At 62.1% G+C, this 20,193-nt stretch carries 20 protein-coding genes and 1 tRNA gene; 14 read left to right on the plus strand and 7 right to left on the minus strand.

Features of this window, described 5'->3' with window-relative positions; genetic code table 11:
* Nucleotides 1-45 precede the first annotated feature (45 nt).
* Both glpK and FJ548_RS06545 read left to right on the plus strand, forming a co-directional pair.
* The gene (glpK, locus tag FJ548_RS06540; RefSeq protein ID WP_140607024.1) at nt 46-1,536 is read left to right on the plus strand and encodes a glycerol kinase GlpK; all 1,491 of its coding nucleotides are present in this window, start codon (nt 46-48) and stop codon (nt 1,534-1,536) included.
* A gap of 12 nt (nt 1,537-1,548) precedes the next feature.
* Complete coding sequence (locus FJ548_RS06545) at nt 1,549-2,040, plus strand: DUF6882 domain-containing protein (protein ID WP_246678572.1); 492 nt, start codon at nt 1,549-1,551, stop codon at nt 2,038-2,040.
* Between the two features lie 86 nt (nt 2,041-2,126).
* On the opposite strand, the gene FJ548_RS06550 is transcribed toward FJ548_RS06545, so the two are convergent.
* Nucleotides 2,127-2,597 (minus strand): BA14K family protein, encoded by a 471-nt coding sequence (locus FJ548_RS06550; protein ID WP_140607023.1) that lies wholly within the window; start codon nt 2,595-2,597, stop codon nt 2,127-2,129.
* Nucleotides 2,598-2,865: 268 nt separating this feature from the next.
* Between FJ548_RS06550 and FJ548_RS06555 the strand changes: the two genes are divergently transcribed.
* Nucleotides 2,866-2,941, plus strand: a tRNA-Lys gene (locus FJ548_RS06555).
* Nucleotides 2,942-3,161: 220 nt separating this feature from the next.
* Nucleotides 3,162-4,472: an O-antigen ligase family protein gene (locus tag FJ548_RS06560; RefSeq protein ID WP_140777424.1), complete on the plus strand. Its 1,311-nt coding sequence runs from the start codon at nt 3,162-3,164 to the stop codon at nt 4,470-4,472.
* A 206-nt stretch (nt 4,473-4,678) separates the two neighbouring features.
* Here FJ548_RS06560 and FJ548_RS29770 read toward each other — a convergent pair whose 3' ends face one another.
* Nucleotides 4,679-5,161, minus strand: coding sequence for a hypothetical protein (locus FJ548_RS29770; protein ID WP_181168726.1), 483 nt, complete (start codon nt 5,159-5,161; stop codon nt 4,679-4,681).
* A 180-nt stretch (nt 5,162-5,341) separates the two neighbouring features.
* On the opposite strand from FJ548_RS29770, the gene FJ548_RS06575 reads away from it, so the two are divergent.
* From FJ548_RS06575 to FJ548_RS06595, 5 genes are all read left to right on the plus strand, one after another.
* Nucleotides 5,342-6,403 (plus strand): glycosyltransferase family 4 protein, encoded by a 1,062-nt coding sequence (locus FJ548_RS06575; RefSeq protein ID WP_140607021.1) that lies wholly within the window; start codon nt 5,342-5,344, stop codon nt 6,401-6,403.
* A gap of 42 nt (nt 6,404-6,445) precedes the next feature.
* On the plus strand, nt 6,446-8,614 hold the full coding sequence (locus FJ548_RS06580) for an amylo-alpha-1,6-glucosidase (RefSeq protein WP_181168727.1): 2,169 nt from the start codon (nt 6,446-6,448) through the stop codon (nt 8,612-8,614).
* Nucleotides 8,615-8,725: 111 nt separating this feature from the next.
* Entirely contained in the window at nt 8,726-10,495 is a 1,770-nt protein-coding gene (locus FJ548_RS06585; protein WP_140777426.1) for a trehalose-6-phosphate synthase, read from the plus strand.
* Nucleotides 10,495-11,265, plus strand: a complete 771-nt coding sequence (gene otsB, locus FJ548_RS06590; RefSeq protein WP_140777428.1) for a trehalose-phosphatase — start codon at nt 10,495-10,497, stop codon at nt 11,263-11,265. Before FJ548_RS06585 ends, otsB begins: the two co-directional genes overlap by 1 nt.
* A 27-nt stretch (nt 11,266-11,292) precedes the next feature.
* Nucleotides 11,293-11,505: a hypothetical protein gene (locus FJ548_RS06595; protein ID WP_140692923.1), complete on the plus strand. Its 213-nt coding sequence runs from the start codon at nt 11,293-11,295 to the stop codon at nt 11,503-11,505.
* Between the two features lie 9 nt (nt 11,506-11,514).
* Here the strand turns inward: FJ548_RS06595 and dprA are convergent, their stop codons facing one another.
* The 4 genes from dprA to FJ548_RS06615 are packed head-to-tail and all read right to left on the minus strand — an operon-like array spanning nt 11,515 to nt 15,552.
* A complete protein-coding gene (dprA, locus tag FJ548_RS06600; RefSeq protein ID WP_140692920.1) occupies nt 11,515-12,648 on the minus strand; it encodes a DNA-processing protein DprA in 1,134 nt (377 codons plus the stop codon).
* Nucleotides 12,645-13,232 carry a glycerol-3-phosphate 1-O-acyltransferase PlsY gene (gene plsY / locus FJ548_RS06605; RefSeq protein ID WP_140777430.1) on the minus strand — a complete coding sequence of 196 codons (588 nt, stop codon included), beginning with the start codon at nt 13,230-13,232 and terminating at the stop codon, nt 12,645-12,647. The genes dprA and plsY overlap by 4 nt, the downstream gene beginning before the upstream one ends.
* Before the next feature lie 56 nt (nt 13,233-13,288).
* Complete coding sequence (locus FJ548_RS06610) at nt 13,289-14,575, minus strand: dihydroorotase (protein WP_140777432.1); 1,287 nt, start codon at nt 14,573-14,575, stop codon at nt 13,289-13,291.
* Nucleotides 14,572-15,552 carry an aspartate carbamoyltransferase catalytic subunit gene (locus FJ548_RS06615; protein ID WP_140777434.1) on the minus strand — a complete coding sequence of 327 codons (981 nt, stop codon included), beginning with the start codon at nt 15,550-15,552 and terminating at the stop codon, nt 14,572-14,574. The genes FJ548_RS06610 and FJ548_RS06615 overlap by 4 nt, the downstream gene beginning before the upstream one ends.
* A gap of 178 nt (nt 15,553-15,730) precedes the next feature.
* Between FJ548_RS06615 and FJ548_RS06620 the strand changes: the two genes are divergently transcribed.
* The 3 genes from FJ548_RS06620 to FJ548_RS06630 all read left to right on the plus strand — a co-directional run bounded on the left by FJ548_RS06620 (nt 15,731) and on the right by FJ548_RS06630 (nt 18,395).
* On the plus strand, nt 15,731-17,359 hold the full coding sequence (locus FJ548_RS06620; protein ID WP_140777436.1) for a DNA alkylation response protein: 1,629 nt from the start codon (nt 15,731-15,733) through the stop codon (nt 17,357-17,359).
* A gap of 152 nt (nt 17,360-17,511) precedes the next feature.
* On the plus strand, nt 17,512-18,054 hold the full coding sequence (locus tag FJ548_RS06625; protein ID WP_140760114.1) for a hypothetical protein: 543 nt from the start codon (nt 17,512-17,514) through the stop codon (nt 18,052-18,054).
* Nucleotides 18,054-18,395, plus strand: a complete 342-nt coding sequence (locus FJ548_RS06630; protein WP_140607012.1) for a DUF6105 family protein — start codon at nt 18,054-18,056, stop codon at nt 18,393-18,395. The genes FJ548_RS06625 and FJ548_RS06630 overlap by 1 nt, the downstream gene beginning before the upstream one ends.
* Here the strand turns inward: FJ548_RS06630 and ruvX are convergent.
* On the minus strand, nt 18,313-18,819 hold the full coding sequence (gene ruvX / locus FJ548_RS06635) for a Holliday junction resolvase RuvX (RefSeq protein WP_140692905.1): 507 nt from the start codon (nt 18,817-18,819) through the stop codon (nt 18,313-18,315). The two genes, FJ548_RS06630 and ruvX, sit on opposite strands and share 83 nt — an antisense overlap.
* Nucleotides 18,820-18,940: 121 nt before the next feature.
* Between ruvX and FJ548_RS06640 the strand changes: the two genes are divergently transcribed.
* Both FJ548_RS06640 and gatC read left to right on the plus strand, forming a co-directional pair.
* Nucleotides 18,941-19,648, plus strand: coding sequence for a metal-dependent hydrolase (locus FJ548_RS06640; protein WP_140692902.1), 708 nt, complete (start codon nt 18,941-18,943; stop codon nt 19,646-19,648).
* A gap of 256 nt (nt 19,649-19,904) precedes the next feature.
* Entirely contained in the window at nt 19,905-20,192 is a 288-nt protein-coding gene (gene gatC, locus FJ548_RS06645; protein ID WP_140607009.1) for an Asp-tRNA(Asn)/Glu-tRNA(Gln) amidotransferase subunit GatC, read from the plus strand.
* Nucleotide 20,193: the final 1 nt, after the last annotated feature.

The following is a 20,193-nucleotide window of genomic DNA, read 5'->3' on the forward strand; positions in this document are numbered from 1 at the left end:
CGCATTGCCGTCTCCCTTCTTTGTGTCAAGGCGGAGGACGCGGGAATGAGCGGTTTTGTGCTGGCAATCGACCAGGGAACGACATCGACCCGGGCAATTCTGTTCGACGGCGACATGAAAGTCGTCGGCAGCGGGCAGCAGGAATTCACCCAGCACTATCCCGCGTCCGGTTGGGTCGAGCACGATCCGGAAGAAATCTGGGCAAGTGTCGTGGCTACCGTGAAAGCCGCGCTGAGGGCCCCCGATTGTGAGGCTTCGGATGTGGCCGCCATCGGCATTACCAACCAACGCGAGACCGTCGTCATCTGGGACAAGGCGACCGGCAAGCCGATCCACAATGCCATCGTCTGGCAGGACCGCCGCACCGCGCCGCTCTGCCAAAAATTGAAGAAGCAGGACCTGGAGAAGAAATTCACCCGCAAGACAGGGCTGCTGCTTGATCCCTATTTTTCCGGCACAAAGATCGCCTGGATGCTGGACAAGGTGAAAGGCGCCAGGAAACGCGCGGAGAGGGGCGAATTGCTGGCAGGTACCATCGATAGTTTCCTGATCTGGCGGCTGACCGGCGGCAAGGTCCACGCCACCGATGCCACCAACGCCTCGCGCACGCTGGTCTACAACATCGCTGAGAATATTTGGGACGACGAACTGCTTTCCATCCTGCGTATCCCCGCCGCTTTGCTGCCTGAGGTGAAGAACTGCGCGGACGATTATGGGGTGACGGAAAAGAGCCTGTTTGGCGCGGAGATACGAATCCTCGGTGTCGCCGGCGACCAGCATGCCGCGACCATCGGCCAGGCCTGCTTCGAGCCAGGCATGATGAAGTCCACCTATGGCACAGGCTGCTTCGCGCTGCTCAATACCGGCGCCGATCTGGTGCGCTCGAAGAACCGGCTGCTGACCACGATTGCCTACCGGCTGAACGGCAAGACCACCTATGCGCTGGAAGGCTCGATCTTCATTGCCGGCGCCGCCGTGCAGTGGCTGCGCGACGGCATCAAGGTGATCGGAAAGGCCGAGCAGAGCGGCAAACTGGCTGCCGAGGCCGATCCGGCGCAGCAGGTCTATCTGGTGCCGGCCTTCGTCGGACTGGGCGCGCCGCATTGGGACGCGGACGCGCGCGGCGCCATCTTCGGGCTGACGCGCAATTCGGGCCCGGCGGAATTTGCCCGCGCCGCACTCGAATCTGTCGGCTACCAGACCCGCGACCTGCTGGATGCCATGCACAAGGATTGGAAAGGCGCCGCAGCCACGGTACTTCGCGTGGATGGCGGCATGGTGGCGTCGGACTGGACGATGCAGCGCCTAGCCGACATACTCGACGCGCCGGTCGACCGCCCGACCATATTGGAGACGACCGCGCTCGGTGCGGCCTGGCTCGCCGGCTCGAAGGCCGGTGTGTGGCCCAAGGCGAAGGAATTCGCCAAGACCTGGGCGCTCGACCGGCGATTCAAACCGGACATGGACGTCGCCACACGATCCGCCAAACTGGCAGGCTGGCGCGATGCCGTGCGCAGGACCCTGAGCTCGCAATAAGGGACTGTGCGGATGGATGTGGGGGAAATGAAGCCAGATTGGTATTCTGATTGGCGCGATGAGGCCTTCGAACAGCTGGAGGTCAAGAACGAGCGCCTGCACAAAGATTTCCGCCTCGGCACCTGGCCGCGCTACGACTATGACCTGAAAACTGGGAAGCTCCTGTTCTCGGAGGAAGGAACGGTCAAGGTCATTGCCGAGATCCAGATCGCGGGCACCACGAGCGCCAAGGCGAACAACTGGCTCTGGGCCTGGGCAAACGCAAATTTGCCTGGTGAACTCCTCGGCGACGCAAAGCTGGTTCGGTCCTTCGGGGAGAAGAATGGCATAGACGAATTGGCCCGGGCCTATGTGACGGATGGGATCAACGACCTTGAACCGCTCGGTTGGGAACTGACCGGAGCAATGGTGCGGATTTGCAATGCCCTTGGCGCCTATCGCTCTCCAAGCGGCGAAGGTGGCGGACTTTATCTAATCATCAAAAGGATCGGCTGGGCCAACTGATTCGGTCTTTTTTACGATCTCAAGACCATGGGAAACCCCGCGCCCGTCGGCGCGGGGTTAAAGAGACTCGTCCTTGATAGCTCCAATCAGTAGGGGGAGCGGCACTCCCGACGAGGACCATTGTTCGGCTGGAAGGTATTGTCCGAAGCGCGGTAACTTCGGTAATGGTCATAACACCACTGCACGTGGGCATTGCCTTCGTAAACGCGGTGGTTCTCGCTGTTGACAATAGCGCCAGTGATCAACGCGCCGGTAGCGAAGGCCGCAAGCGGGAACCAGTAGTCGCCATGGCGGCGATAGCCGCGATGATACTCACGATAGCCGCGATGGCCGTTCCAATACATGTCGCCGTTGCGAGCAAAGCTGCGATTGCGCGAGAAACTGCGATTGAACGGACGGTTTCGCCTCCATTCCTGATATTGCACCGTCTGCACATCCGGCGTTGCGATCTCGGGCATGGGCACATAGGCCGGCTGGGCGTTGACCGGCACGGTCTCCGCAGCAATGAGTGTGGCTGAGAGGGCCGCAGCAAGAAGGCCCGATTTGACTCTGCTCATGGTATTCTCCTCGAGGGTTTTGCGAACGTCCCTGTCGACGGAAAACGAACGTCGCACGCGATTTGTTCCGCGGGAGGCGGGCGGCGGCTATCGGGTGGAGATCGTGGCCCACTCCTGACGGACTGCCCGCCCGACCGGTACCAGCAGGCAAAGGTGCCGCGATTTAGGGGCGAAGAAGCGGCTGCCGAGCCGTCTTTTCCGGTTGACCGCTCGCGGCACTCTCCCTATGTTCCGCGCAATTTCGGGGGCGGCCTTTTCGAGCCCGCGGGAGCGCGTAGCTCAGCCGGTAGAGCAACTGACTTTTAATCAGTAGGTCATGGGTTCGAATCCCATCGCGCTCACCAAACATGCTCATCGCCAGCACGACTATGAATACCCAGGGCAACTATATGGGGACCGAACTCGCGCAAGTGCCTGGCACGCGAGTTCACCGTCTGGGATTGCAACATCACCTGCCAGGGCTGCGGCATCCAGCTGATCACACGACCGGCGTCAAGATCCTTAAGTCTTATATCGAGCACCCGTCGTATAGGTTATTATTCCAATTTTGACCAAGGGGCGACATTGAGTCTTACAAACAGTAACGTCAAGACGTTTCACGTTTGGCTGGCGGCTTTCTTTGTTGGCGCCATTTTCCTGGGTGGCGTATGGCTCGGCAAGATTACGCTACCGATAAGCACGTTGATATTGCCGGTATTCTTCATGAGCCGCGCCCAGTTCAACTTGCGGCTCCCTCCGGCCTGCGTTCCGCTCTTGGTGATAGTCGTCGTCATCCTGATCCAGTTCGGCATGTATCTCGGTAACCCCGCCTTCAGATGGAAATCCGATCTGGCGGTCTGGCTACCGGTTGCCTTTGCAGGCTTGACGATCGTGGCGCTGAGGCGCGCCTCTATTTCTGATCGGATGGCGCTTCGGTCCATGATCGCCGGCGGCGCGGTGACCGCCGCAATTATGATTACGATGATCGTGTTTGTTCCAAACGGCGCGTTTCTTCTGCCGGGCCAGGACGCGGCCAATGTCGAGGCTGCATATGCAGCGGACGTGGAAAGGACCACGTCCCGCCCCATCATCGTGCAGCCGTTGGCGCAAGATCCCGCATCAATCGATGCCGAAAATCCTTCCCCTCAAACGCCATCAGTAGCTGCGCCCGCTGGCAGGGAAGCTTTCTCGCCTAAGGTCGGAGATCAAGGGTTCTACGACCTGAAAAACAGAGCCAGAAGCTTCCTTGGATTGTCGAATTATATCGCCGTTTTTTTAGTGTTTCTATTCGCGGTAACGCTTTTTTCCGGGCTTCCTCTCGTCGCCGGGGTCTTTGGTATCCTTGTGTTTCTGACCCTGTCCCGCTTTGGGATAGCCATGCTAGTGGTTGTCACTGGCGTCTATGTCTTGCGCTCGAAAGTGAACCCGGTGAAAGCTGCGACGTCGGCAGCGATCCTCTGCGCAGTCGGCCTGGTTGTTCTATATGTCCTAAGGGACGCCGTGCCACATATGCCTCACTTGGCGTCCTTGATGGCTAGGTTCGAATATTGGCGCTCCGGCGTCGATGCACTGAGGCTGCATCCGATCGTCGGCGCGCCTCGATCTGTCTATCTGATCGAGATGGGCTACAGTATCACATGGAACCCGCACAATTCGATTCTGTGGCTGGCCGTGAACTTTGGTCTTATCGGGGTTGCCGGCTACGGTGCCTACGTATGGATTGCTGTGCGAGAGATTGCCAAAGCGGCCGTCTCGTCCAGCCTCTGGACTGGAGTATTTGTCGGTATGATCGCGCTCCTGGCATGGAGCTTCGAAGAGATTATCGTGCTTACGCCTGCCTTTGAGCTGTTGCTGGCAGCGATGTACTCCCTGGCGCGGGCCAGCCGCCGCAGTTGACCCGCCGACGACGGCCTTAGTCTCCGTCTCACAACAAGAGTGAGCGACATGTGCAAGGGCAAGGCAGAGGATCCGTTTCGTTCGAAGGCGCGTCTTCACTACCGGTGACAGCGCCGATCAGCTTCGCAATCATCCTTCGATTTCCGTGCGGAGATCCCGCACGGGCTGGGCGAGCTAGTCCACCGCGGCACAAGGTGATCGACCGCTCAGCCGCTCTGCGACAAATGAACGTGAAGAACGGCGGCTTTCTTTGCAATCAGTCCTTCCAAATCCGCGTCCGACCGTTTGGTGCCGGTCCGTTCCCGCAGCAGCGAGATCACCGCTTTCATAGAAAGCTGGGCCGTCTGACCGCTCAGGATGGCATCCACCGCGCCGGCAACATCCGGCGTCTCCGTTGGTGCTCGCATGATCGGCTCCTTTCTGTTCAGGTCGGCCTCGGTGCCGGCCGGTCCTCTGAGGCCGCGGTCGAAGAAGACGGGCAGGCCGTTCTTGACGGCGAGAGCGGCGACCATATCGTCGAGCTTGCGGTCGGAGAGTGCCGGGTCCGAAGGAGCGGGTTTCAGGATTCTACGGATCACTCGGGCAGCCTGGTCCGTCGACACAAAACCAAAACGCCGCTTTCTGGCCTCGACATATTGTTCGATGATCATGCTCAGACGTCGGGCTGCAACATCCTTCGGTTCCTGCACCTAGGCCTCCTTGGCTGCCATGCGTGCGATATCGGCAGCACAAACAGGAAATAGGGCAGCTTGATCGAACATCAAACAGGGGAATTGGCCATCATTCGCTCCATCTTCTCGTAAGACAGGAACGATCCCGCGCCTGAAGCATTTCGCTCTATGACCAGCTCATTGAGGGAACGCCGGGCCATGAAGATTGCCCATGTCGCACCGCTTTACGAATCCGTGCCGCCAAGGCTCTATGGCGGCACCGAGCGTATCATCTCCTACCTTACCGAGGCTCTCGTCGACCTCGGCCATAGCGTGACCCTGTTCGCCAGCGGCGATACGAAGACCTCAGCCAATCTGGTGCCATGCCGTGAACGGGCGCTTCGTCTCGATCCCCGTCCGCTGAAATCCGAGATAGCGGCGCATTTGTCGATGCTCGACGAGGTGCGCAAACGGGCCGACGATTTTGACGTCATTCATTTTCATCTCAGCCATTTCCTGCATTTCCCGTTTTTCCGCGACATGCCGCAGCGCACCGTGACGACGCCCCATGGCAGGCTGGATTACGCCGACCTCCCACAAGCCTACGATCGGTTCCCGCGGTTCCCGATGATTTCCATATCCCGCAGCCAGCGAGCGCGATTCGCATCCGCGAACTGGCTGGCCACGATCCATCACGGGCTGCCGATCGAGCTCTATGAACCCGATTTCGAGGCAGGATCGGATGGTTCCTATCTCGCCTTTCTCGGCCGGATGTCGCGTGACAAGCGGCCGGATCGGGCGATCGAGATCGCCCGCCGTACCGGCCTGAAACTCAAGCTCGCGGCCAAGATCGGCGATGGCGATCGCGCTTATTTCGAGGAAGTCGTCCAACCGATGATCGATGGCGACCGGGTCGAATATGTCGGCGAGATCGGCGAGGACCAGAAGAACAGGTTTCTTGGCAATGCGGCAGCCTTGCTGTTTCCCATCGATTGGCCCGAGCCTTTCGGCCTTGCCGTGGTCGAGGCCATGGCCTGTGGTACCCCTGTGATGGCCTGGAGTTGCGGCGCCATGCCCGAGATCATCGATCATGGGGTCAGCGGCTTCGTCGTCGAAACCATTGAAGATGCTGTGGCGACGATGCCGGCTCTCCTCCAACTCGACAGGCGGCGAATAAGAGCGGTTTTCGAGAGGCGGTTTTCAGCCGACAGAATGGCCAGGGATTATGTCGCGGCCTATTCCCGGCTGAGCGACGGCCATCAGCAAAGCAGAGCCTCCTAGGCCCCTTCACCCGTTCGGAAACCCAACACGGGGACAGTCTTCTTGACCATCATCCAACTCGACGAACGCAAGCTTGATCCGGCGATAGCGCTGGCTTCACTCGATGAAACCGCGCCCAGGGAGCCGCACAGGCTCTTCGCGCTCAAGCATGGCGATTGCTTTGCCGTCGCCGATGCCTATGGCGACATCCGTGGTGTCGGCGACGGGTTCTTCCGCGATGACACGCGCGTGCTTTCTGAATATCGCCTCGCGATCGGCGGCCGTTCGACATCCCTTCTTGGTGCGTCGCTCAGCCAGGACAATGTCCTGTTCACCGCCAATCTCACCAATCTGCCGATCGAAACCGTTGGTGGCCGGCCCATTGCGCAAGGCGCCATTCACATCGAGCGCGTCAGGCTGCTGTGGCAGGACCGCCTCTATGAGCGGCTGACGCTGTCGAACTACGGCCGGGAGCATTCCACCATCCTGCTTTCGCTGCGCTTTGCCGCCGATTTCCGCGACATGTTCGAAGTTCGTGGATCGACGCGGCCGAAGCGGGGCACCTCACATACGGCCGAGGTTGGCCGGAGCTCCGTGATGCTTCGCTACGAGGGGCTGGACAAGGTCGAGCGCAAATCGGCGATATCGTTTTCGCAAGTGCCCGACGAACTGACCTCGGAACGAGCGGACTTCCTCATCGCCGTCACCAAGCGCAGTCGCAAGACGCTGTATGTCGAGGTTGGCACCGATGCCAGGGATACGCCCGAACGCGAGCGGTTTCGCGCTGCGGCCGCCCGCGCGCGTTTCGGCATGCGCGCCAAGCGTCGCCACGGCGCAACGCTGCACAGCTCCGGCAGGGTGTTCAACGACTGGATCGAACGGGCGCGTGCCGACGTGGCGCTGCTCACAACGGAGCTGGCGACAGGTCCCTATCCCTATGCTGGCATTCCATGGTTCTCGACGGCCTTTGGCAGGGACGGGGTGATCTCCGCGCTGCAAATGCTGTGGCTCAACCCCGGCCTGGCGCGCGGCGTGCTCGCCTTTCTTGCGCAACACCAGGCAACCGAAACCTCGCCCTTCAGCGACTCCCAGCCCGGCAAGATCATGCACGAAACGCGCAAGGGCGAGATGACGGCGCTCAGCGAACTGCCGTTCGGCCGCTACTATGGCGGCGTCGACACCACGCCGCTCTATGTCCATCTTGCCTGTGCCTATGCTGACCGCACTGGCGACACGGACCTTATCGATGGCCTGTGGCCGTCGCTGTGCGCCGCCGCCGAATGGATCGAAGCCGCGAGCCGGCCGACAGGATTTGTCACCTACCTCCGTGCGGCGGAATCAGGCCTCGCCAACCAGGGTTGGAAGGACAGTTTCGATTCCGTTTTCCACGCCGATGGTCGCATCCCGAAGGGGCCGATCGCGCTGGTCGAGGTCCAGGGTTACGTCTTCGCGGCGTTCCAGGGGTTGGCGAAGCTGGCTCGGCTGCGCGGCGAGGACGAGAAGGCCGAAGGTTGGGAGAGGCGTGCTCAGGAAATCCGTCAGCGGGTCGAAAGCCATTTCTGGGTGGAGGAGCTTGGCTATTATGCGCTGGCCCTGGACGGCGACGGCCAGCCTTGCAAGGTGCGCACGTCCAATGCCGGACACCTGCTTTATGTCGGCCTTCCCGACCCGGATCGCGCGCGGATCGTCGCTGACCAATTGCTGTCGGCTTCATTCCACACCGGCTGGGGACTGCGCACGCTGGCGGATGACGCGATCTTCTTCAATCCGATGTCGTACCACAACGGCTCCATCTGGCCACACGACACCGCGATCTGTGCGGCAGGCCTTGCGCGATACGGCATCCGCGACAGCGTGGTGCGGCTGATGAGCGGTACATTCGAATCCGCCGTCCATTTCAACATGCGGCTGCCTGAGCTGTTCTGCGGTTTCACCCGCGCACCTGGCGAGGCGCCGATCGCTTATCCGGTCGCGTGCTTGCCGCAGGCCTGGTCGGCAGGCTCGGCCTTCATGCTCATGCAGGCGTGTCTCGGCCTGCAGATCGACGGCTGGACCGGTGAAATCCAGGTGACACGGCCGCGCTTGCCAATCGGCATCGACAATCTGGTGGTCCGCCATCTCGCGGTCGCGGGTGTTGCTGTGGATCTGACATTTCAGCGGGTAGGGGACCGCGTCGGCGCCTTCCTGGCCGATCGCCATGAGGGGCTGGTGCCTCTCGTGGTCAGAAGCTGAAAACATCGGAACCATCGCGCGCCGCGAACGTTGGACCCCGGCGCGATGGGTGCCGGAACTCCAGTCGGCGAGGCCAGCTACGGCATCCCATTGAAAGGTAATTGACTTCAAATGCCCGACAACACTTCGTACCTGGTCGCTCCCTCGTCCGCCTTGTGGCTCCTTGTCCTTGTAGCTGTCGGCATCCTGATCATCGCGCGGGCGACCATGATGTTGCGGGCGAAGAGGAGCAGGAAGCTCGCCGCCGTGACGGTTGAGCCGGCTCGCGGTCCATTGCCGGAATTCGCGAAGAATGGGCAGTCCGCCGCCGCTGCGCTGGTGCAGTGGTCGCCCGAAACGCTGCGTCACATATTGGCGACGGAGCTTCCCGATGCCCAGGTGATCGTCGTGTCAAATCGCGAGCCGTATATCCACAACCGCAAGGGGGAGGACATACAACTGGTCGTACCCGCCAGCGGCCTCGTCTCCGCCCTGGAGCCGATCACCCGGGCCTGTGCAGGCACGTGGATCGCCTATGGCGGTGGGTCGGCCGACACGCTCGTGGTCGACAAAAATGACAGGGTCGAGGTACCGCCCGAAAACCCTTCCTACACGTTGCGTCGTGTCTGGCTGAGCGAAGAAGAACAGCAAGGTTATTATCTCGGCTTTGCCAATGAGGGCCTCTGGCCGCTGTGCCATATCGCCTTCACCCGGCCAATATTCCGCGCCTCCGATTGGGAGTCCTACGAGGCGGTCAACCGCAAATTCGCCGACACCGTTGTCGCGGAAGCCCGCAACGAACGGCCCATAGTGCTGGTCCAGGACTACCATTTCGCGTTGTTGCCGCGGATGATCCGGGAGCGCCTGCCGGAGGCGATCATCATCACCTTCTGGCACATTCCATGGCCGAATTCGGAGGTGTTCAGCATCTGCCCATGGCGCGAGAAGATTCTCGAAGGCCTGCTCGGCAGTTCAATTGTCGGCTTTCACACCCAGTTCCATTGCAACAACTTCATCGACAGCGTCGACCGCTTTCTCGAGAGCAGGATCGAGCGGGAGGATTCGGCCATCTCCTATGGTGGCCAGATCAGCCTGGTTCACGCCTATCCGATTTCGATCGAATGGCCACCGGTGCAACTCGGCAAATTGCCTGACGTGGCGCAATGCCGCCAGCGTGTTCGTGAGAGATTCGGACTGGCTGAAAATATCAGACTGTGCGTGGGCGTTGAACGTCTCGACTACACCAAGGGTATCCTTGATCGCTTCAACGCGCTCGATGAACTGTTGAAACTCCATCCCGAATGGATCGGCAAGGTGGCGTTCCTGCAGATCGCCGCGCCCAGCCGCGGAAGCTTGCCTGCTTATCAGCAGTTGCATGAAGAGTGCCTGCGTCAGGCAGAGGATCTCAACCAACGCTATGGTCGCGAGGGTTACACGCCCGTCGTGATGGTGACGGAACACCACTCACAAGAACAGGTCTACGAGCTCTATCGCGCCGCTGATGTTTGCATGGTCACAAGCCTGCATGACGGCATGAACCTAGTCGCCAAGGAATTTGTCGCGGCGCGTGACGACGAACAGGGTGTCCTGCTGCTCAGTATGTTCGCTGGAGCTTCCAAGGAGTTGCTTGAGGCGCTGATCGTCAATCCCTATGACGCAGCGATGATGGGTGACGTCTTGCTTCAGGCTTTGATCATGTCGCAAGAGGAGCAGCGCCAGCGCATGCAGCGCATGCGTGAGGTCGTTCGCGACAACAATGTCTATCGATGGGCAGGCAGCATGCTGCTCGACGCCGCGCGCTTGCGCAAACGTATTGAAATCGATCGCGCCGTCGGTGCCGCTCCGGTGGCTCCACGTAACGTGATATCATTGCTCGACCGCAAGCGGGTGGCGGCTCTGTGATGTCGATACTTCCGAACCTGCCCGCGCCTGACGTTCCCCAAGGGCCATGGGCCTTGTTCCTGGACATCGACGGCACGCTTCTTGAACATGCCACGCATCCTGACGCAGTGGTCGTCGATGACGCGTTGCGCATGCTGTTGGCAAGACTTGAAATGCAATTGGACGGAGCGTTGGCGTTCATCACGGGACGGTCGATTGCCGCTGTCGACCATCTCTTCCAGCCCCTTCGACTGCGCGCCGCCGGGCTTTATGGTCTCGAGCACAGGCTGGCGCGGGATGGTCCGGTCGAGGCGGCGGGCGAGCCGGCCGACATTGCAGCACTTGCCGGGGAAATCGAGGCGGAACTGGCCAGCGCTGATGTCTATATCGAACGAAAGGGACCGATCCTGGCCATTCATACGCGTGCGGCGCCGCACTTGCTTCAGCGTGCGACACAGTTGGTCGAACGGGCGTTGGACAGGTTGCCCCCGGGATATCGGGTGCTGGCTGGCAATGCAGGGGTCGAGCTGATGCCGCTTGAGGCTGCCAAAGGAGCGGCGATCAGGCGCTTCATGGCGGAACCGGCTTTCACGGAACGATGCCCGGTGTTTCTTGGCGACGATACGTCCGATGAGAACGGATTCGATGTCATCAACGAAATGGATGGGGTCTCGGTACGTATCAGACCGCGCGCACCGACAGCCGCGCACCATACGCTTGCCAATGTCGACGAGGCACTCGCCTGGCTGGACGCCGTGAGCCGGAGTAATGCGAAGAGACTTACCGCCTGACCATCTCATGAACCGAAGGAGCCGGCAATGACCCAACTCGCAAGCCTCATTCGGGAGATCATGCCTACTTGGCTGCGCCGGCGCCCGCGCCAGAACGCGCAGCAGACCGAGTCAGGGCTCGATCCGTCTCGCCCGGCGAATGCAGATATGGTCTGGCGCAAGATTGTCGAAAAGGATCTCTTTGGCGCCAATACACAGGACTACGCGGAAACTCCAGACGAAGGGACCAAACGCCACTGAAGGACGGCTTCAGTCTTTCCCAAAAACCAGCGAAACATGGCCGCCCGCATGACGTTCGAGCCGGCCGGCGAGATCGAGTTCCAGAAGCACCATGAAAACCTGGGCCGGGTGCAGGCCGGTGTGGCGGATGATTTCGTCGATCGACACCGGCGTCGGGCCGAGCGCCTCGACTACCTCTGTGCGGTCGCTCTCGCCGGGCGGCGGTGTGGCCGAGAAATCGGGCGGGTCCTCAAACGGCGACACGTCAGGTGCCTGCATGCCGGTCAACGGCGCGATTGCCCTGGAAACATCCGATGCTTCGGTGACCAGCGTGGCGCCGTCCTTGAGCAGGCCGTTGGTGCCGGCAGCACGCGGATCGAGCGGGGAGCCCGGCACGGCAAAGACCAGGCGGCCCATTTCGCCGGCAAGCCTGGCGCTGATCAGGGATCCCGACCGCTGCGCCGCCTCGATCACCACCAGCCCAAGGGCGGCACCCGCGACGAGACGATTGCGGCGCGGAAAATCCTGCGCACGCGGCTGCCAGCCGAATGGCATCTCGGAGATGACCGCCCCATGTTCGGCGATTTCCTCGCACAGGCCGGCATTTTCGGGCGGGTAGGGCAGGTCAAGGCCTCCGGCCAGCACGCCGATCGTGCCGGTCGACAGACTGCCCTGATGTGCCGCTGTGTCGATGCCGCGTGCCAGGCCGGAGATGATCCCATATCCATCGCGCCCAAGATCGGCCGCCAGCATGCGCGCCATCTTGATGCCAGCCAGCGATGCGTTGCGCGCGCCGACGATGGCTACGCCCGGCAACCGGAACACGGCGGCATTGCCCTTGACCGCCAGCAGCGGTGGCGGATGGTCCATGCTGCGCAACAGCGGGGGGTAATCGGCCTCACCGATGCCGACAAAGCGTGCACCATTGCGCCGGGCTGCTTCCAGTTCGGCTTCTGCCTCGGCAACGGAAGGGATGCGGACCATCCGGTTGGCGCCCCCGGAAATCATCAGTTCCGGCAGCATTTGAAGCGCGACTTCGGCCGACCCGAAGCGGTTGATCAGGTCCCGGAAGGAAGCAGGGCCGACATTCTGGGTGCGGATCAGCCGCAGCCAGCTCAGCCGCTGCCGGTCGCTGAGGCGCGGCCCGGCGGCTGGATCACTCACCCCTTGGCTCCGATCTTGCCCTCTGTGCCGGCAAGCAGGCGTGAAATGTTGGCGCGATGCTTGATGAAGACGATGATGCTCATCACCACGAAAACAGCGGCGATCCGCGGTGTGCTCAGTACGTAGAGAGCGATCGGCACGATCACAGCTGCCGTCAGTGCTGCCAGCGAGGAGTAGCGGAAGAGGTATGCCATCGCCAGCCAGGCGACGGCGAAGACCAGCGCCACTTGCCAGGCCAGGCCGACCAGCACGCCGAGATAGGTCGCGACGCCCTTGCCGCCCTTGAAGCCTAGCCAGGCCGGGAAGAGATGGCCGAGAAAGGCGCCAAGGCCGGCCCAGACCGCGGTTTCGGGCGCGAAATGGCCTGCTATCAGCACTGCGGTCGTGCCTTTCAGCGCATCGAGCAGCAAGGTCGCGGCTGCCAGCCCCTTGTTGCCGGTGCGCAGCACGTTGGTGGCGCCGATATTGCCGGAGCCGATATTGCGCACGTCACCAAGACCAGCGGCTCGCGTCAGCAACAGCCCGAAGGGAATCGACCCCAGAAGGTAACCGAATACCAATGCCAAGATCAGGCCGTAAGTCATTGTTTCCCCCGCATTTCCCCCTGCCAACCGGATCAGGCGCGACGCCCGTTCCCGGTCTATGCCGAGAACACTGTGCGGCCCGCGACCAGCGTTTGCAAGACCTTGCCTTGCAGGCGCGCGCCTTCGAAGCAGGTGTTTTTCGAGCGCGAGCGGATCCCGCTCTCACTGACGATCCAGGGTTCATCGAGGTCGACAAGCGCAAGGTCCGCGATAGCGCCGGGCTTCAGCGTGCCGCCGGGCAATCCGAACAGCCTTGCCGGCGCGGTGGAGAGTGTCTCGATCAGCCGCGGCAATGGCACGTCGCCATTGTGGTAGAGCCGCAAGGCGGCGCCAAGCAACGTCTCCAGCCCGATGGCGCCGGCTGCCGCGTCGGCGAAGGGCAGGCGCTTGGTGTCGACATCCTGCGGATCGTGCGAGGAGACGATGATATCGACCGTACCATCCCTGACCGCTTCGATCATCGCCAGGCGATCTTCCTCGGCGCGCAGCGGCGGCGTCAGCCGGAAGAAGGTACGATATTCGCCGACATCGTTTTCATTGAGCGACAGATTGTGGATCGACACGCCCGATGTAACCGTCGCGCCGTCGGCCTTCGCTCGCACCACCGATCCAACCGCCATAGCCGTCGAGATCTTGGCCGCGTGGTAGGAGCCGCGCGTCAGCCGAGCCAGCGCCAGATCGCGCTCGAGCGGAATGGATTCGGCTTCACGGGGAATGCCGGAAAGGCCGAGCCAGCTCGCGTAAAGGCCCTCATTCATCACCCCGGCCGAGGCAAGATCTGCATCCTGCGTCTCATGCACGATCGTGGCGCCGAAGTCGCGCGCATAGGTCAGCGCGCGGCGCATCACCAGCGCGCTCGAGATGGTGTGGCGGCCATCGGTGAAGGCGACGGCGCCTGCTTCGCGCAGCAGGCCGAACTCGGTCATCTCGCGGCCGTCGAGTCCCCTGGTGATCGCCGCCGCCGGGAAGATGTTGACGACCGCCGTGTCCTTGCCGGTGCGCAGCACGAACTCGACCAGTGCCACATTATCGATCACCGGGTCGGTATCGGGCATCATGACGATGGAGGTGATGCCACCAGCGGCCGCCGCGACACTTGCCGACGCAATGGTTTCGCGATGCTCGCCGCCGGGTTCGCCGACGAAGACGCGGCCATCGACCAGGCCTGGGATGATTACCTTGCCGGCACAGTCGATCAGCGCGGCCCCATCGGGCGCGCCCTGGTTCAGCGCCGCCTTGCCGGCGGCAACGATTTTCCTGCCATCGACAATGACGGAGCCGACTTCGTCCATGCCGCGCGAGGGGTCGACGATGCGGGCGCGCTCAAAGACCGTCGTGCTCATGCGCCGCGACCCTCTTGATTGCGGCCCCCTTGATTACGACGGGGGTCGAGCAGCGCTTCCATCACCGCCATGCGCACGGCGACACCCATTTCCACCTGTTCCTGGATGACGCTTTGCGGGCCGTCGGCGATTTCCGAGGCGATCTCGACGCCACGGTTCATCGGGCCGGGATGCATCACCAGCGCGTCATCCTTGGCGGCCTTCAGTTTCTCGGCGTCGAGGCCGAAATAGCGGAAATATTCGCGGGTCGACGGTACGAAGGCGCCTTCCATCCGCTCACGCTGCAGGCGCAGCATCATCACCACGTCGGCATCCCTGAGGCCTTCGGCCATCGAACGCGACACGATTACGCCCATTCTATCGATACCGGAGGGCAAAAGCGTCGAAGGCGCGACGACCCGCACCTGCGCGCCGAGCGCGTTGAGCAGCATGATGTTGGAGCGCGCCACGCGCGAGTGCAGGATGTCGCCGCAGATCGCCACGATCAGCTTCGACAGCGGGCCCTTGGCGCGGCGGATGGTCAGAGCATCGAGCAACGCCTGCGTCGGGTGTTCATGCGCGCCGTCGCCGGCATTGACCACCGAGCAGCCGACCTTCTGCGCCAAAAGGGCGGCGGCACCCGCCGACTGGTGGCGGATGATCAATATGTCCGGCCGCATGGCGTTCAGCGTCATGGCGGTGTCGATGAGCGTTTCGCCCTTCTTCACCGAGGAACTCGCCACCGACATGTTCATGACATCGGCGCCGAGCCGCTTGCCGGCCAGCTCGAACGAGGACTGCGTGCGGGTCGAGGCTTCGTAAAAGAGATTGATCTGGGTGCGGCCGCGCAGCGTCGAGGTCTTCTTTTCGGACTGCCGCGAGATCGCGACCGCCCGATCCGCCCTGTCGAGCAACAGTGCGATGTCTCCAGGCGAAAGATCGCTGATGCCCAGAAGATGGCGGTGAGGATAGAGTGGCAGGGACGAAGCGTCGGTCATCTCAAGGGGCTGCTATAGGGTGAGGATTTCGTGCCCGCAAGCACCCGCTTTGGATTGGCGCCATTCTCCCCGGTATTTTCGTCGCGCGCCCGCCAACGCTTGGGCTATATCTAGCCGATGGCTTCGGATTCGTGGCTTTCCGGCAATAGGGGCCTTTCTGCCGATAGAAGGATTGGGCGTGACCGACGACGTAACGAACCAGCCGCCGCCGTTGACGGGCGGCAACGCCTGGCGAGGCGATCCGTTGCTGATCCAGCTTGCCGAGCGCTTTTCCGATCCGGTACGCAAAGACCTCGATGGGCTCGGCCGTTTCGTCTTGACGCAGGAAGCGCAGGAACTGGCGCGCTTGGCCAATGTCGAGACGCCGAAACTCAGGACCCATGATCGCCAGGGACGGCGCATCGACGTGGTCGAATTCCATCCGGCCTACCATGCGTTGATGCGGCGCTCGGTGGCGAACGGATTGCATTCTTCGGTCTGGGAAAATGGCGACGCCGAGATCGGCCGCCGCCATCAGGTGAGGGCCGCCCGTTTCTATCTGACCGCGGAGCTCGAGACCGGGCACCTCTGCCCCATCACCATGACCAGCGCCTCGCTGGCGGCGCTGATGGCCAGTCCAAAACTGTTTCGCGAATGGGCGCCGCGCGTGACGACGCGCAAATATGACCAGAGCCAAAAGCCGCCGGTCGAGAAGACCGGGCTGACGCTTGGCATGGGCATGACCGAGAAGCAGGGCGGCACGGATGTGCGCGCCAATGTGACCAGGGCCGAGCGCGTCGGCAGCGGTTTCTACCGTCTGACCGGGCACAAATGGTTCATGTCGGCGCCGATGTCGGACGCCTTCCTGGTGCTGGCGCAGGCGCCGGAGGGGCTGTCATGCTTCCTCGTGCCGCGCGTCCTCGGCGACGGGTCGGGCAACGGCTTCCGCTTCCAGCGCCTCAAGGACAAGCTCGGCAACCGCTCCAACGCATCTTCCGAGGTCGAGTTCGTCAACGCCATCGGCGAGATGGTCGGCGAACCCGGCGCCGGCGTGAAGACGATCATGGACATGGTGACGCTGACGCGGCTCGACTGCGCGGTGGCGTCTTCGGCGATCATGCGGGCGGGGCTGGCCGAGGCGGTTCATCATGTCCGCCATCGCCAGGTGTTCGGCGCCAATCTGATCGAACAGCCGTTGATGCAGCGCGTGCTGGCTGACATGGCGTTGGATGTCGCTGCCGCCACGGCACTATCGTTCAGGTTGGCGCGTTCTTTCGATGAGGCGGCGAGCGATCGCGGCGAGGCGGCGTTTGCCCGCGCCATGACGCCGGTCGTCAAATACTGGGTGTGCAAGATCGCGCCACCGCTGCTCTACGAGGCGATGGAGTGCCTCGGCGGCAATGGCTATGTCGAGGAAGCGCCGCTCGCCCGCTACTATCGCGAGGCTCCGGTGAACGCAATCTGGGAAGGCTCGGGCAATGTCATGGCGCTCGACGTGCTGCGCGTGCTCGGCCGCGCGCCTGGCCTGTTCGAGGAGGTGCTGGCCGGCATCGACCGTGACCTCGGCGCCGGTGGGCGTGGCACGATCGGTGTGCTGAAGGCAGCGATGCAGGTCGCCGCAACCGACGAGGGCTCGGCCCGACTGCTGACGGAACAACTGGCGCTGTCGGCCGCGGCGGCGGAGTTGCGCCGGCTGGGGGCAGGGCGGATTGCCGATGCCTTCGTCGAGACCCGCCTGGCCGGCCAATGGCGCAACACCTATGGCATGCTCGATTCGCGCCACGACGCCCGCATGATCATAGATACGCTCTATCCGCCGTTGACCTGAACCGGACGCCGTCCAAGGACGGTGCCATCCATCTTTCGATGGTGCCATCGGCATTCTGATCCGAGGCCGCTGCCGTTAACCTTAACAAATGGTTTCCATTGCGGCGGCGAAGCGCAAAGCCCACTGTCATTCCTGTCGAAGCAGGAATCACGATGCGACATGTATTGACCTCTTTCTTGTCCGTGCACTGGGCGATCGTTTTCGCCCTGTTGGCACTGATCTGCATCGACGGAAACCGTGGTGTGGCGGCGGCTCTAGGCGTGCTCGGCGTGACCATTGGGAGCGCTCGTTTCGTCGATCTGGAGAACGTCGTCGTGGTCGCGCCGCTGGCGATCGCATTGCTGGTCGTGTCGGTGCTGTTCTTCTGGGCCTTTGTCGATACGCTGATCAACGACACGGCCAGCCCGGGCGCGGACAGCGTTGTTCGCATAGCCTTCATCTCGGCTTCCGGCGTGTTGTCGATGATCCTGATCGGCGGCGCAGCACAAGGCATCAACGGTCTTTTCATGATGGTGGCCGTGCAACTGGCCGCACTCCTGGCGTCCTACGTCGCCATGCTCGCCGAACGGCGCTCGGCAGCGGCGTCGGATGATGCCGATTTCCGTGCCACGGCGCATGGCATGGCGAAGGCGGCGGCCCATAATTCGCTGCTGTCCCTGATATCGGGCCGGGCCGGGCCGAAGGGAGGCCGCTGATGCGCTACATCTTCGCGATGTGGGCGGGCCCGATGGCGATTTTCTGGGGCTGGTTCTATCTGTCGGCCAACGACATCAATTTCGGCTACGTCATGTTCACCCGGCAGACGCACGACTTCTTCTTCCAGCTCTACGGCCAGATGCTGGGCATCGACCCGTCGATCATCCCCGGAATGGTGGCGAAGACGTGCATCTTCGACGGGCTTCTGCTGATGGCGCTGTGGGCGTTCCGCCGCCGCCGCGAAATTTGGGGCTGGATCAAGGGGCGGACGGCGGGTCAGGCTCCGTTCGAGCGGCTGCATCGAGTGACTGGAGCCGGTCCAGAACTCCCTGCAGAATAAAGGCCGCCGCGGCCGAATCGATCTTGCCGGCGCGTTTGGCGCGCGAGAAATCCATTTCGATCAGCGTCCTTTCGGCCGCGACCGTCGACAGTCGCTCATCCCAGAACACGAATGGCAGGTCGCTCAATTGCGCCATGTTGCGCACGAAGGCGCGCGATTTCTGTGCGCGCGGGCCTTCGGACCCATCCATGTTGATCGGCAGTCCGATCGCCACCGCGCCGACGTTCTCCTTCTTCAGCAAAGCCAGCAAGGCCGCGGCATCGAGCGAGAATTTCCTCCGGTTAATGACCGGACGTGGGTGAGCGAAGGAGAAACCCCGGTCGGAAACCGCGACGCCGATCGTCTTGTCGCCGAGATCGAGCCCTGCCAGCGTCCTGCCATCGGCGAGCCATGCCGGCAATTGCTCAATCGTGATGATAGCCAACGGTTTCCCTCGTCTTTTTCAGCCGCGCGCGCTCTTGCGGATGCAAGGCACACTATACCCTTTGATCTCGGGGCTATTGGCGTTCTATCCTGTGGGCCGGCAAAAATCGAGGAATGCATCCATGAAACTGACCTGGTACGGCCACTCGGCCTTTCGCATCGAAACCGGCGACGCCAAGATCCTCATCGACCCCTATCTGGTCGGCAACCCGTCCTGGACGGGCGGCTGGGAAGGGCCGGCGGAGGGGATCACGCATGTCCTTTTGACGCACGGGCACAGCGACCACATCAGCGGCGCGCTGGAAGTTCTCGGCAAGAGCGGCGCCCAGTTGGTCGCCAATTTCGAGATCTGCATGTATCTCGTCGGGAAGGGCGTCAGCGACAAGAAGATCAATCCCGGCAACATCGGCGGCACGGTCGATTGCGGCGGCTTCACCACCACTTTCGTCCAGGCGCTGCACTCGTCCTCGTTTGGCGAAGAGGGCGGCAAGAACGTCTATCTCGGCAACCCCGGCGGGCTGGTTCTGCATTTCCCGGAAGACAGCACGCTGTATCATATGGGCGATACCGACATCTTTTCCGACATGGCGCTGATCAACGAGTTGCATGAGCCGAAGATCGGCATCGTGCCGGTCGGCGACCGTTTCACCATGGGCGGCGCGGTGGCGGCGCTTGCCTGCCGCCGCTTCTTCAAGTTCGAGACGGTCGTCCCTTGCCACTTCGGCACCTTTCCTATGATCGATCCGACCGCCGAGAAATTCGAGACCGGCCTGGAAGGATCCGGCGTCAAGGTCGCTTTGCCGAAGATCGGCGAGACGATTACGATCTAGAAACAGTCGGCGCGTAATGGCAGCTGGAGATCGTCAGCGGAGGCTTTTTATGTATCGCCATCCTCCGCTGCCGGCTATCCTTGCAGCCGCTCCCTGATGCGCGGCTGACCATCTCGGTCCATCACGATACCGGGTACCGGCAGAGCTAAACGGCTTCGGAGTACGCCGGCCCACGCTTCGCATGATGCATGTTGCGCACCGCGTGCCGCGCCGCTATAGCCCGGACTGGTTTTCCCCGAGGCAAATAGGCAAATACATGTCCGTTGATCTCAAGACAGTGAAGCGCGTCGCGCATCTCGCCCGCATCGCGGTGAGCGAGGAAGATGCCGAACGCATGACCGGCGAATTGAACGCCATACTGGGCTTCGTCGAGCAGCTGAACGAGGTCGATGTTTCCGGTGTCGAACCGATGACCTCGGTGACCCCGATGGAGATGAAGAAGCGCAGGGATGTCGTCACCGACGGCAACAAGGCGGCCGACATCGTCGCCAACGCACCGGCGGCCGAAGAAAACTTCTTCCTCGTGCCGAAGGTCGTGGAGTAAC

The organism is Mesorhizobium sp. B2-4-17, from assembly GCF_006441275.1.
In the GTDB taxonomy this organism is placed as follows: Bacteria; Pseudomonadota; Alphaproteobacteria; order Rhizobiales; family Rhizobiaceae; genus Mesorhizobium.

What these genes read in the sequence shown, in the direction of transcription:
- glpK (WP_140607024.1), top strand. Translation starts at nt 46, where the DNA reads ATGAGCGGTTTTGTGCTGGCAATCGACCAGGGAACGACATCGACCCGG.
- FJ548_RS06545 (WP_246678572.1), top strand. Translation starts at nt 1,549, where the DNA reads ATGGATGTGGGGGAAATGAAGCCAGATTGGTATTCTGATTGGCGCGAT.
- FJ548_RS06550 (WP_140607023.1), bottom strand. Translation starts at nt 2,597, where the DNA reads ATGAGCAGAGTCAAATCGGGCCTTCTTGCTGCGGCCCTCTCAGCCACA.
- FJ548_RS06575 (WP_140607021.1), top strand. Translation starts at nt 5,342, where the DNA reads ATGAAGATTGCCCATGTCGCACCGCTTTACGAATCCGTGCCGCCAAGG.
- FJ548_RS06585 (WP_140777426.1), top strand. Translation starts at nt 8,726, where the DNA reads ATGCCCGACAACACTTCGTACCTGGTCGCTCCCTCGTCCGCCTTGTGG.
- otsB (WP_140777428.1), top strand. Translation starts at nt 10,495, where the DNA reads ATGTCGATACTTCCGAACCTGCCCGCGCCTGACGTTCCCCAAGGGCCA.
- FJ548_RS06595 (WP_140692923.1), top strand. Translation starts at nt 11,293, where the DNA reads ATGACCCAACTCGCAAGCCTCATTCGGGAGATCATGCCTACTTGGCTG.
- plsY (WP_140777430.1), bottom strand. Translation starts at nt 13,232, where the DNA reads ATGACTTACGGCCTGATCTTGGCATTGGTATTCGGTTACCTTCTGGGG.
- FJ548_RS06610 (WP_140777432.1), bottom strand. Translation starts at nt 14,575, where the DNA reads ATGAGCACGACGGTCTTTGAGCGCGCCCGCATCGTCGACCCCTCGCGC.
- FJ548_RS06615 (WP_140777434.1), bottom strand. Translation starts at nt 15,552, where the DNA reads ATGACCGACGCTTCGTCCCTGCCACTCTATCCTCACCGCCATCTTCTG.
- FJ548_RS06625 (WP_140760114.1), top strand. Translation starts at nt 17,512, where the DNA reads ATGCGACATGTATTGACCTCTTTCTTGTCCGTGCACTGGGCGATCGTT.
- FJ548_RS06630 (WP_140607012.1), top strand. Translation starts at nt 18,054, where the DNA reads ATGCGCTACATCTTCGCGATGTGGGCGGGCCCGATGGCGATTTTCTGG.
- FJ548_RS06640 (WP_140692902.1), top strand. Translation starts at nt 18,941, where the DNA reads ATGAAACTGACCTGGTACGGCCACTCGGCCTTTCGCATCGAAACCGGC.
- gatC (WP_140607009.1), top strand. Translation starts at nt 19,905, where the DNA reads ATGTCCGTTGATCTCAAGACAGTGAAGCGCGTCGCGCATCTCGCCCGC.